The organism is Bradyrhizobium sp. ORS 111 (assembly GCF_045571485.1).
Lineage (GTDB): Bacteria > Pseudomonadota > Alphaproteobacteria > Rhizobiales > Xanthobacteraceae > Bradyrhizobium.
Genome location: NZ_CP120701.1, coordinates 3,853,059 through 3,863,899, shown reverse-complemented (window position 1 = coordinate 3,863,899; position 10,841 = coordinate 3,853,059). Strand labels below are relative to the sequence as shown.

The 10,841-nt window shown below is 64.4% G+C and carries 11 protein-coding genes; 3 read left to right on the top strand and 8 right to left on the bottom strand.

Annotated features, from left to right (window positions below; genetic code table 11):
- Positions 1-116: 116 nt before the first annotated feature.
- Positions 117-1,799 carry a glutamine--tRNA ligase/YqeY domain fusion protein gene (locus P6U30_RS18010; RefSeq protein WP_407170217.1) on the bottom strand — a complete coding sequence of 561 codons (1,683 nt, stop codon included), beginning with the start codon at positions 1,797-1,799 and terminating at the stop codon, positions 117-119.
- Positions 1,800-1,964: 165 nt separating this feature from the next.
- Here P6U30_RS18010 and gltX point away from each other — a divergent pair, with 165 nt between their 5' ends.
- On the top strand, positions 1,965-3,386 hold the full coding sequence (gene gltX, locus P6U30_RS18005; RefSeq protein ID WP_407170216.1) for a glutamate--tRNA ligase: 1,422 nt from the start codon (positions 1,965-1,967) through the stop codon (positions 3,384-3,386).
- 161 nt (positions 3,387-3,547) lie between these two features.
- Positions 3,548-4,849, top strand: a complete 1,302-nt coding sequence (gene gltA, locus P6U30_RS18000) for a citrate synthase (protein ID WP_407170215.1) — start codon at positions 3,548-3,550, stop codon at positions 4,847-4,849.
- Between the two features lie 31 nt (positions 4,850-4,880).
- On the opposite strand, the gene P6U30_RS17995 is transcribed toward gltA, so the two are convergent.
- The 5 genes from P6U30_RS17995 to lpxA form a co-directional block, all read right to left on the bottom strand.
- On the bottom strand, positions 4,881-5,216 hold the full coding sequence (locus P6U30_RS17995; RefSeq protein WP_407170214.1) for an ArsR/SmtB family transcription factor: 336 nt from the start codon (positions 5,214-5,216) through the stop codon (positions 4,881-4,883).
- Positions 5,217-5,310: 94 nt separating this feature from the next.
- On the bottom strand, positions 5,311-5,877 hold the full coding sequence (locus tag P6U30_RS17990) for an SRPBCC family protein (protein WP_407170213.1): 567 nt from the start codon (positions 5,875-5,877) through the stop codon (positions 5,311-5,313).
- Positions 5,878-5,988: 111 nt separating this feature from the next.
- The gene (lpxB, locus tag P6U30_RS17985; protein WP_407170481.1) at positions 5,989-7,167 is read right to left on the bottom strand and encodes a lipid-A-disaccharide synthase; all 1,179 of its coding nucleotides are present in this window, start codon (positions 7,165-7,167) and stop codon (positions 5,989-5,991) included.
- A 2-nt stretch (positions 7,168-7,169) separates the two neighbouring features.
- Positions 7,170-8,027, bottom strand: coding sequence for an LpxI family protein (locus tag P6U30_RS17980; protein ID WP_407170480.1), 858 nt, complete (start codon positions 8,025-8,027; stop codon positions 7,170-7,172).
- Between the two features lie 19 nt (positions 8,028-8,046).
- A complete protein-coding gene (lpxA, locus tag P6U30_RS17975; RefSeq protein WP_407170212.1) occupies positions 8,047-8,841 on the bottom strand; it encodes an acyl-ACP--UDP-N-acetylglucosamine O-acyltransferase in 795 nt (264 codons plus the stop codon).
- 137 nt (positions 8,842-8,978) lie between these two features.
- Between lpxA and P6U30_RS17970 the strand changes: the two genes are divergently transcribed.
- Positions 8,979-9,299, top strand: coding sequence for a KTSC domain-containing protein (locus tag P6U30_RS17970; RefSeq protein WP_407170211.1), 321 nt, complete (start codon positions 8,979-8,981; stop codon positions 9,297-9,299).
- Positions 9,300-9,312: 13 nt separating this feature from the next.
- On the opposite strand, the gene fabZ is transcribed toward P6U30_RS17970, so the two are convergent.
- Complete coding sequence (gene fabZ / locus P6U30_RS17965) at positions 9,313-9,771, bottom strand: 3-hydroxyacyl-ACP dehydratase FabZ (protein WP_407152316.1); 459 nt, start codon at positions 9,769-9,771, stop codon at positions 9,313-9,315.
- Positions 9,771-10,832 carry a UDP-3-O-(3-hydroxymyristoyl)glucosamine N-acyltransferase gene (gene lpxD, locus P6U30_RS17960; protein ID WP_407170210.1) on the bottom strand — a complete coding sequence of 354 codons (1,062 nt, stop codon included), beginning with the start codon at positions 10,830-10,832 and terminating at the stop codon, positions 9,771-9,773. Before lpxD ends, fabZ begins: the two co-directional genes overlap by 1 nt.
- Positions 10,833-10,841 lie beyond the last annotated feature (9 nt).

The following is a 10,841-nucleotide window of genomic DNA, read 5'->3' as shown; positions in this document are numbered from 1 at the left end:
GCTTGCGATCCCTGCCGGGTCGCAAAGCTAGCGGATGCCGCAGTCAGCCGACTAGCGGAACGAAGCGGAAACGCCTGCGGGACACCACTGCTGATCGAGAAGGGAGGATTGAAGGGTTAGCCCTTCCCGCCGACTTCCTTGGCGAAGGTGTCGCGCAGGCCGATCGTCCGATTGAACACGAGCTTGTCGGGGGTGGAGTCCGGATCGCGCACGAAATAGCCCTGCCGCTCGAACTGCATCGCCTCGGGCGAATTGCTTTCGGCGATCGCCGGCTCGACGCGCGCGTCCGTCAGCACCTCGAGCGACTGCGGGTTGAGGTCGGCGGCGAAATCGGCCGCGTTCGGGCTCGGATTGGCGAAGAGCTGGTTGTAGATGCGGATCTCCGCGGGCTTCGACTGTGCCGCCGGCAGCCAGTGCATCGTCGCCTTCACCTTGCGGCCGTCGGGCGCATTGCCGCCCTTGGTCGCGGGATCGTAGGTGCAGCGCAGCTCGACGATCTCGCCGGCGTCGTTCTTGACCACGCTCGTGCACTTGATGAAATACGCATAGCGCAACCGCACCTCGTTGCCGGGCGAGAGGCGGAAGAACTTCTTCGGCGGGTTCTCCATGAAGTCGTCGCGCTCGATATAGAGCTCGCGGCCGAACGCGATCTTGCGGGTGCCGGCCTCCGGATTGTCCGGGTGGTTAATGGCCTCGATCTCCTCGACCTGCCCGTCCGGATAGTTCTCGATCACGACCTTCAGCGGCCGCAGCACCGCCATACGGCGCAGCGCGGTGCGGTTGAGCTCCTCGCGGATGCAGAATTCGAGCATGCCGACGTCGACCACGCTGTTGGCCTTGGCAACGCCGATCCGCTTGATGAATTCACGCACCGCGGCCGGCGGCACACCGCGCCGCTTCAGGCCGGCGATGGTCGGCATGCGCGGGTCGTCCCACCCCGAGACATGGCCGTCGCGCACGAGCTGGGTCAGCACGCGCTTGGACAGCAGCGTGTAAGTCAGGTTCAGCCGCGCGAACTCATACTGATGCGGCTTCGACGGCACCGGCAGCTTGTCGAGCAGCCAATCGTAGAGCGGCCGGTGATCCTCGAATTCGAGCGTGCAGATCGAATGGGTGATGCCCTCGATGGCGTCCGACTGGCCGTGGGCGTAGTCGTAGCTGGGATAGATCGCCCATTTGTCGCCGGTGCGCGGATGGTGGGCGTGCAGGATGCGATACAGCACGGGATCGCGCAGGTTGATATTGCCTGCGGCCATGTCGATCTTGGCGCGCAGGACCCGGGCGCCGTTCGGAAACTCGCCCGCCTTCATGCGGCGGAACAGGTCGAGGTTCTCCTCGACGGAGCGCTCGCGGAACGGCGAGTTCTTGCCGGGCTCGGTCAGCGTGCCACGCGAGGCACGAATCTCCTCCTGCGACTGGTCGTCGACATAGGCATAGCCGGCTTTGATCAGGCCCTCGGCCCACTCGTACAGCCGCTCAAAATAGTCGGAGGCGAAGAACAGGTTGGTTCCCCAATCGTAGCCGAGCCAATGGACGTCGGCCTGGATGGAATCGATGTATTCCTGCTCCTCCTTGGTCGGATTGGTATCGTCGAAGCGCAGATTGCACTGGCCGGCGAACTCCTGGGCGATGCCGAAGTTGAGGGCAATCGACTTGGCGTGGCCGATGTGCAGATAGCCGTTCGGCTCCGGCGGGAAGCGCGTCACGATCCGGCTGTGCTTGTGGGAGGAGAGATCGGCCTGGACGATGTCGCGGATGAAGTCGCGCCCTGCCTCTGCCGTCGCCGTATCAGTCGTCATCTATAGGTTCCCTGGAGGAGTCTGGCCGACCTTCTGCCAAATTCGTGCCGCTGGGCCAAGTCTCGTTTCCAAGCCTGGTTTGAGGCCGTTGACCCAACCTAGGCTTTAGTTATGTCCGGTTCCTGCTATACACCACCGCCGTTCACGCATACGCCTCGTCCGATCATGACCGAATCCGTCGTTACCCGTTTCGCCCCCTCACCCACCGGCTTCCTCCATATCGGAGGTGCCCGCACCGCGCTGTTCAACTGGCTCTATGCCAAGAAGCGCGGCGGCAAGATGCTGCTCCGGATCGAGGATACCGACCGCGAACGCTCAACCAAGGAAGCCATCGACGCGATCCTGGACGGCCTGCGGTGGCTCGAGCTCGATTGGGACGGCGAGGTCATCTACCAGTTCAGCCGCGCCGCTCGTCATCGCGAGGTCGCCGAGAGCCTGCTTGCCTCGGGCCGCGCCTATTACTGCTATGCCACCGCGGAGGAGCTGACCGCGATGCGCGAGAAAGCGCGCGCCGAGGGCCGCACCCGCCTCTATAACGGCATGTGGCGCGACCGTGATCCCGCCACGGCGCCTGATGGCATCAAGCCGACCATCCGACTGAAGGCGCCGCAAACCGGCGAGACCGTGATCGAGGATCAGGTGCAGGGCCGCGTGGTCTGGCAGAACGAGAACCTCGACGACCTCGTGCTGCTGCGCGGCGACGGCACGCCGACCTACATGCTCGCGGTCGTGGTTGATGACCACGACATGGGCGTCACCCATGTGATCCGCGGCGACGATCACCTGATCAATGCCGCGCGGCAGAAGCAGATCTACGACGCGCTGGAATGGGAGCTGCCGAGCATGTCCCACATTCCGCTGATCCACGGTCCCGACGGCTCGAAACTGTCGAAGCGCCATGGCGCGCTCGGCGTCGACGCCTATCGCGCCATGGGCTATCTGCCCGCGGCGTTGCGCAACTATCTGGTCCGGCTCGGCTGGAGCCACGGCGATCAGGAGATCTTCTCGACCGAGGAGATGATCGACGCGTTCGACCTTTCCGGCGTCGGCCGCTCCGCCGCTCGGTTCGACTTCGCCAAGCTCGAGAATCTCAACGGCCACTACATCCGCCATAGCGACGATCAATCCCTCGTGACCCAGTTCGAGAAGGTGCTGGACTACGTTCCCGAGGGCGCCGCGCTGAAGGCCAAGCTCAACGACACCACACGCGCGCAATTGCTGCGGGCGATGCCGAGCCTTAAGGAGCGCGCCAAAACGCTGATCGAATTGATCAGTGGCGCCTATTTCATTTTCGCCGATCGCCCGCTCGACATCGAGCCGAAAGCGGCCGCGCTGCTGACGCCGGAAACGCGTGCGTTGATCGGCCGGCTGCGCGCGGCGCTGGACGCGGTGAACGACTGGACCGCGCAGACGACCGAGACCGCGATGCGGAATTTCGCCGAGCAGAACAATCTGAAGCTCGGCGCTGTCGCGCAGCCGCTACGAGTGGCATTGACGGGACGTACAACGTCGCCGGGCATATTCGACGTTCTCGCCGTCCTGGGACGTCAGGAATGCCTTGCCCGCCTCGCCGATCAGGCGGCGTAATCCTGCATGGACCCCTTCCAGGGTCCATCTTGCAGCGCACATTGCAATAAGCTACCCATCTTCGGACGCTTTCTAGCCAAGCCGTCCCGCACCGCCACGCGCCGCAAAACCGGCGACCGGGCCAGGTCGGATTACTCAACGAATTCATCGGGGATATCACGATGGACGAAAAATCCAGCAAGACAGCCACACTCACCATCGGCAACAAGACCTACGATTTCCCGATACTGAGCGGCACCGTTGGGCCTGATGTCATCGACATCGCCAAGCTCTACGGCCAGGCGGGTGTGTTCACCTACGATCCTGGCTTCACCTCGACCGGTAGCTGCCAGTCCAAGATCACCTACATCGACGGCGACGCCGGTGTGCTCGAATACCGTGGCTATCCGATCGAGCAGCTCGCCGAACATGGCGACTTCCTCGAGACCTGCTACCTCTTGCTCTACGGGGAGCTTCCGAGCCCCGAGCAGAAAAAGAAGTTCGATTACACGGTCACGCACCACACCATGGTGCATGAGCAGATGGCCCGCTTCTTCCAGGGCTTCCGCCGCGACGCCCACCCGATGGCGATCATGGTCGCAGCGGTCGGTGCGCTCGCTGCGTTCTATCACGACTCCACCGACATCAATGATCCGCAGCAGCGGATGATCGCCTCGATCCGGATGATCGCCAAGATTCCGACGCTCGCGGCGATGGCCTACAAATACACGGTCGGCCAACCCTTCGTGTATCCGAAGAACGAGCTCTCGTTTGCCGAGAACTTCCTCAACATGTGCTTCGCAGTGCCCTGCGAGGACTACAAGATCAACCCTGTCCTCGCCGACGCGCTCGACAAGATCTTCATCCTGCATGCCGACCACGAGCAGAACGCGTCGACCTCCACCGTGCGCATCGCGGGCTCCTCGGGTGCCAATCCGTTCGCCTGCATCGCCGCCGGCATTGCCTGCCTGTGGGGTCCGGCGCATGGCGGCGCCAACGAGGCCGCGCTGAACATGCTCTACAGCATCGGCAAGGTCGAAAACATTCCGGACTTCATCGCCAAGGTGAAGGACAAGAACAGCGAAGTCCGCCTGATGGGCTTCGGCCACCGCGTCTACAAGAACTACGACCCACGCGCCAAGATCATGCAGAAGATGTGTCACGCGGTGCTCAAGGAGACCGGGCATGGTGACGATCCGATGCTCAAGGTCGCGTTGGAGCTCGAGAAGATCGCGCTCAACGATCAGTATTTCATCGATCGTAAGCTCTACCCGAACGTCGACTTCTATTCGGGCATCACGCTGAAGGCGATGGGCTTCCCGGTCTCGATGTTCACGGTGCTGTTCGCGGTCGCCCGCACGGTCGGCTGGATCAGCCAGTGGAGCGAGATGATCGAGGATCCGCAGCAGAAGATCGGTCGTCCGCGCCAGCTCTACACCGGCGTCGCCCGCCGCGACTACGTTCCGATCGACAAGCGCAAGTAAGCTCCTTCGCTTACGCTTCCAAGCGGCGCCATCATTCCCGATGGCGCCGTTTTCGTTTGCCTCGCGCGACTTCGGTCGCGAGCGCGTCGAGGCGTGGCAGCCAGAACGCCCTGAACCTGTCGAGCCAGTCGTCGACCTCGCGCAGCCGCCCCGGCTCGACCGCATAGATGCGGCGCGTGCCGTCGGCGCGCACCGATGCAAAGCCGGCATCCCGCAGGATCCGCAGTTGCTGCGATACCGCCGACTGGGTGATCCCGAAGTCGCGCTGCACGACGGCAACGATGTCACCCGAACTGTGCTCGCCGCTGGCGAGCAATTCCAGAATGCGCCGGCGAACGGGATCGCCGAGGATGTCGAAGGCGTGCACGGATCGCTAGTCTCCGCTCGCCGGCTCCGGCTCGCCGCAATAAAATGCCGTCGTGTTGGCTGCGGCCCTCCGCGCGGCGGCTTCCTCCGTGCCCTCAGCAATCGACGCCCTGCACCAATCTGCTGCGGCGGATGAAATCCTTGCCGTCGTCAGAGCCAGGCCACGCCCCGGCTGCGGCGCGGTCGAATTCCTGCCCGACACCCGTAGCCAGATAGAGAGCGAGCCCGATCAGGGCGAGATCCCAGCCAACGCCGACAGCCCCCGGTCCGTAGCGATCCCAGAAGTCACCCTCGATCATCGAGAGATGCTCCAGTTCAAGGCGCGTTCCCCCGGAGCGATCATCGGCCAGCGTCACGGTCACCCAGCTCCGGGTGCCCATGGCCTCCCAGGTCACTGCGAGCCGGCGCGGCGGCTCGCAGGTCGTGATCTCGCCGCCCGCCTGACCCTCGAACTTGTACCGCCCGCCAAGTCGCAGATCGCCCGAAATCGGCAGGAACCAGCGCGGAATACGTTCGGGATTGGTCAGCGCATCCCAGAGATCCGCGATGTCGGTGTCGTAGCTCCGGGTCGCGATCACAGCGCGCGCCGGCTTGCCGTCGCGCTCCCTGACGGCGACTTCGCGAACGACGGCTCCGGCATAGGCGATCGGATCGATTTTCATGGGCGGTCTCGCGGTAATATTAGCTGTATCTAATATCAGTACAGTCTAATATTTTGGGCAAGCCGAACTCGTGCGGCCAGATGCCGCCCACGGCTTGCTGAGGGTGTGCTTCTAGCCTGACGCTCGGCTCATTGTCGCCAGCACGATGTCGGCGGCGCGCACGCTTGCCGGCTGGTTGCCGGTCGTCATTTTCGCATCCAGCGTCCCGAACGCCACGAGCTGGCGCAGCCGCTCCGGTGAATCCGCAAGCACGTCGCCAAGCGCTTGCGCGAGCTTCTCAGGGGTGCAGTTCTCTTGCAGAAACTCCGGGATGATCTCGCTGCCGATCACGAGATTGGCGAGGATTACCGATGACACCCGGATCGCGCGGCGCAGGATGAACGCCTCGGCCGCGCCGACGCGATAGGCCGTCACCATCGGAATGCCTGACAGCGCAAGCTCCAGCGTCACGGTGCCCGACTTGGCCAACGCGGCGCGCGCGATGCGGAAGGCCGCGCGCTTCTCGGTCTCGCCGACCGCGACCCTCGGCACGATCGGCCACGACGCCACACCCTCGCGCACCATCGTCTCGAGATGCGGCATGGTCGGAAGCACGAGCTCGAATGTCGTGCGCTCGCCAAGTTGCCCGAGCGCCGCGCCGAACAGCGCCAGATGATGCCTGATCTCGCTGCGCCGGCTGCCGGGCAGAACGAGCAGAACCGGCGGCTCGGCGTCGCGTCGCTTCTGTTCCTCCGCGTTGGGCCGGAGCGAACTCAACTGCTCGGTCAAGGAATGGCCGACATAGCTGCATGGGGGCCCCTGCAGCTTGCGGTATTCCTCGGGCTCGAACGGCAGCAATGCCAGCACGTGATCGACATAGCCGCGCATTGCACGCGCCCTGCCCGGCCGCCAGGCCCAGACCGAGGGCGAGACGTAATCGACAATCGGAATGTTCGGATTGCGCGCGCGGACGCGGCGGGCAACGCGATGGGTGAAATCGGGGCTGTCGATGATCACGAGCATGTCCGGCGCCTCGTCGAGCACCGCATCCGCCGTGCGGCGGATCAATTGCAGGATCTTCGGCAATTGCTTCACGACCGCGGCAAGGCCCATGATCGACAGCTCTTCGATCGGGAACAGCGGCGTGATGCCTTCGCCGGTCATCTGCCGGCCACCGACGCCGGAGAAACGTACGGCGTCGCCGAGGCGCTGGCGCAGCACCTTCATCAGCGCAGCGCCGAGCCGATCGCCGGATTCCTCGGTCGCGATGAGGAAGATCTTCCGGACAATGGCGGGATTGCTCGCCTGCATCGTCAACCGGCCAACCCGATGACGAAGATCTGCTTGGCATCGGCGGTCTCGATCAGGGCCTGTGGTTCGGCGGCGAGCGTATTGCCGGCGATCACCGCGATGCCTGCGATGCCCGCTGCGGCCGCGCCCTCGACCGTCCGCGGGCCGATCGTCGGCAGGTCGAAGCGCAGATCCTGCCTGCTCTTGGGCGCTTTCACCAGCACGCCGCGACCTGCCTTGGCGCGGATACGTCCCTCGGCACGCAGGCGCGCCACGCGCGCCAGCAGCCCGTCGGTGCCCTCGATGTCCTCGACCGCGACCACGTGACCATCGATCACGACGGCCGCCTGTCCGATGTCGAACGGACCGAGCGCATCCAGCACGCCGCGTCCCCGCGCAATGTCGGCAAGCGCGCTGCCGTCAGGCACCGCACGCGTGACGGCGCCTTCCGGCATCAGCAAATCCGGCGCGACGTCCTTGATTCCGACCATGCGAAATCCCTGCTGCTCGAGAATTTTGCCGACGCTCGACAGCAGGTGATCGTCACCGCCGCGAAACGCGCGTACGACATGGCCGAGCACACGCAGCGTGCCCCAGTCGAGCCGGATCTCGGACAGCGCCGGGCGCACCAGGGTGCCGATGAAGATCAGGTCGCGGCAGCCCTCGTCGCGGAACAGCCTCGTCGCCCGCCCGAGCTGGCCGACTGAGATCCAGCGGTGACGAAACCGCTGCGCGCGCGCCGGGTCGCAGGCGCCGCGCAATGCGAACAGCACCGGCGTGATGCCGCGCGCGACGAGCGAATCCGCCACCGCAAACGGCATGGCGCCACCACCGGCGATCACGCCGACCGGCGAGGAGATCGAAGGCGCCGCTGACGTCATGCTGGCGGCCATGTCGCGCTCAGTTGGTATTCGCAGGAAGGCAAAGCGCGCGGTGCTTGCCGCCGTCGATGAAGGCGAGGATCTCGGCGATCGCAGGGTCCTCGCCGGCCAGCGGCTGCGCGGACGCCAGCCGCTCGGCAAAAATGCCCGGGCCGTGGAACAGCTTTTGATAGAACGCCCGCACCGTCGCCAGCCGCTGCTTGGTGAACTGGCGGCGCTTCATGCCGATGATGTTGAGCCCCTCGAGCACGGCATACTGACCGTTGGCGAGTCCGAACGGGATGATATCGCCGCGCACGCCGCAGACGCCGCCGATCATCACCTGAGGACCGACGCGGGTGAACTGGTGCACCGCCGACAGGCCGCCGATATAGACGAAATCGCCGATCTCGCAATGGCCGCCGAGCGTCGCCGAGGTGGCGAAGATCACGTTATTGCCGACGGTGCAGTCGTGCCCGACATGACTGTTGTTCATGAAGTAGCCGCGATTACCGACCCGCGTGAGCCCGCCGCCTTTGACGGTGCCGATGTTCATGGTCACGCCCTCGCGGATCGTGCAGGCCTCGCCGATCTCGAGACGGGTCGGCTCGCCGCGATAGCTGAGGTCCTGCGGCGCACCGCCGAGCGCGGCAAACGGCGAGATGATGCAACCGGCGCCGATGCTCGTATGCCCGCTGATCGTGACATGCGCGATCAGCTTGCAGCCTTCGCCGATCACGACGTTGGGGCCGATGATGCAGTAAGGACCGATCTCGGTGCCGGCTCCGATCACGGCGCCATCCGCAACGCGCGCAGTGGGATCGATCATGCTCATGCAGGTGTCGTCCGAATTCGTTAACGGCGCCAAGGCGCTAAAGTGTCGGCTTTGGCGGTCGTTAGCGCGACTTTGCCCGCCCTGTCCAGTGACGTATCATGACCGCCTGTTGCAACCGACAGGAGCGCAGCCGATCCATGGTCCGAGCCGCCGCGCTGATCTTCAGCCTGCTCGCAGCGCCGATCGGCCCCGAGACGATCGACATTGGCAACGGCGGCCGCGTCGATCTATCGACCTTCGATTGCCGCGATATCGGTCGTAGCACCATCGTCCAGCGCATCTGCTACGACGCTCGGCAGCGAATGCTGCTGGTCGCCGTGAGGGGCAGCTACCAACATTATTGTGGTGTCCCGGCCGCGACGGTCGATGCGCTGATGAACGCTCCGTCGATGGGCCTGTATCTCAATCGTGTGTTGCGGATCGCCGGCGCGGACGGCCGATACACCTGCCGGACATAGCGGCGGCGCCGGCTCAGTCCGTCAGCATGGCGCCGACATCGGCCTCGGCAACGATCTGCCCATTGACCTTGGCATCGCCGTGAAACCACCACATCGTCTTGCGCCGCCCGAGCGAACGCATGTGGTATTCGATGGTGTCGCCGGGCAGCACCGGCTTCCTGAACTTGCACTTGTCGATGGTGAGGAAATAGACCGCGCGCGGCTTCTCGGTGCCCTCGACCGATTTGATGCCGATCACGCCCGCGGTCTGCGCCATCGCCTCGATCATCATCACGCCGGGATAGACGGGCCGCTCGGGGAAATGCCCCTGGAATGGCGGCTCGTTGAAAGTGACGTTCTTGATGCCGATACCGCTGTAGTCGGTGCGGATCTTGATGACCCGGTCGATCAGCAACATCGGAAAGCGATGCGGCAGCGTCTTCAGGATATCGTTGATATCCACGAGCTCGAATCTGACCGGTGCCTCCTCCATCACTCCTTCCCCTCACCCTTCGTTTCGCTGTCGCGCACCAGGCGTTCGACCGCGATGATTTCCCTGAACCATTGCTTGGTCGGCTTGGCAAAGTGCCCGCCCCAGCGGCCGTTGGCCGGGATGTCGTCCTTCACCGCACTCATCGCCGTCACCTGGGCGCCATCACCGATCTTGAGATGGTTGTTAATGCCCACCTTGGCGCCGAGTGCGACATTGTCGCCGATCGTCAGGCTGCCTGCGAGCCCGATCTGGGCCGCCAGCAAGCAGTGGCGACCGATCGTCACATTGTGGCCGATCTGGACCTGGTTGTCGATTTTGGTGCCCTCGCCGATCACGGTGTCGCGCAGGGAACCGCGATCGATGGTCGAACCGGCGCCGACCTCGACATTGTTCTGGATCAGGACGCGGCCGGTTTGCGGCACCTTCACATGGCCCGCGGGCCCGAAGAAAATGAACCCGTAGCCGTCCTGACCGATATTGCAGCCGGGGTGGATCAGGACATTGTTGCCGATCAGGGCGAACTGGATAGTGGTCTTGGCCCCCACATTGCAGTCCCGGCCGATCTTGACGTCGGCCCCGATCACCGCGCCGGCCCCGATCACGGTGCCCGTGCCGATCTCGACCCGCGGGCCGATCACGACCAGCGGATCGACGACCACACCGTCTTCGAGCTGGGCGGTGGGATCGATGATCGCCGATGGCGAGATGCCCTCGGTGTCGAACCAAGATTGCGGCCGCAGCGCATCGCCGTGCCATTCGCGCGCGATCTGGACAAAGGCATGGAACGGCTTGGCTGCCCGCAATACAGCAACCCCCTCCGGCACCTGCGCCTCGAAGCGTTGCTGGACCAGCAACGCGCCGGCCTTTGTGGCCGCCAGTTGATCGGCGTATTTGAGGTTGTCGAAGAAGGCGAGATGCATCGGACCGGCCTCGTCGAGCGAAGCCAGCCCTCTGATCTGCTGCGCACCCCTCGCGGGGTCGACCAAATGCGCCTTCGTCAGCGCGGCGATGTCAGCCAACGTCGACGAAGGGGGACTCTTAAAGAAGATCGGCTGCGCCATTCCATCCGT

Coding starts and splice junctions, on each gene's coding strand:
- P6U30_RS18010 (WP_407170217.1), bottom strand. CDS start 1,799: ATGACGACTGATACGGCGACGGCAGAGGCAGGGCGCGACTTCATCCGC.
- gltA (WP_407170215.1), top strand. CDS start 3,548: ATGGACGAAAAATCCAGCAAGACAGCCACACTCACCATCGGCAACAAG.
- lpxB (WP_407170481.1), bottom strand. CDS start 7,167: ATGCAGGCGAGCAATCCCGCCATTGTCCGGAAGATCTTCCTCATCGCG.
- fabZ (WP_407152316.1), bottom strand. CDS start 9,771: ATGGAGGAGGCACCGGTCAGATTCGAGCTCGTGGATATCAACGATATC.
- P6U30_RS17980 (WP_407170480.1), bottom strand. CDS start 8,027: ATGACGTCAGCGGCGCCTTCGATCTCCTCGCCGGTCGGCGTGATCGCC.
- P6U30_RS17970 (WP_407170211.1), top strand. CDS start 8,979: ATGGTCCGAGCCGCCGCGCTGATCTTCAGCCTGCTCGCAGCGCCGATC.
- lpxD (WP_407170210.1), bottom strand. CDS start 10,832: ATGGCGCAGCCGATCTTCTTTAAGAGTCCCCCTTCGTCGACGTTGGCT.
- P6U30_RS17990 (WP_407170213.1), bottom strand. CDS start 5,877: ATGAAAATCGATCCGATCGCCTATGCCGGAGCCGTCGTTCGCGAAGTC.
- gltX (WP_407170216.1), top strand. CDS start 1,965: ATGACCGAATCCGTCGTTACCCGTTTCGCCCCCTCACCCACCGGCTTC.
- lpxA (WP_407170212.1), bottom strand. CDS start 8,841: ATGAGCATGATCGATCCCACTGCGCGCGTTGCGGATGGCGCCGTGATC.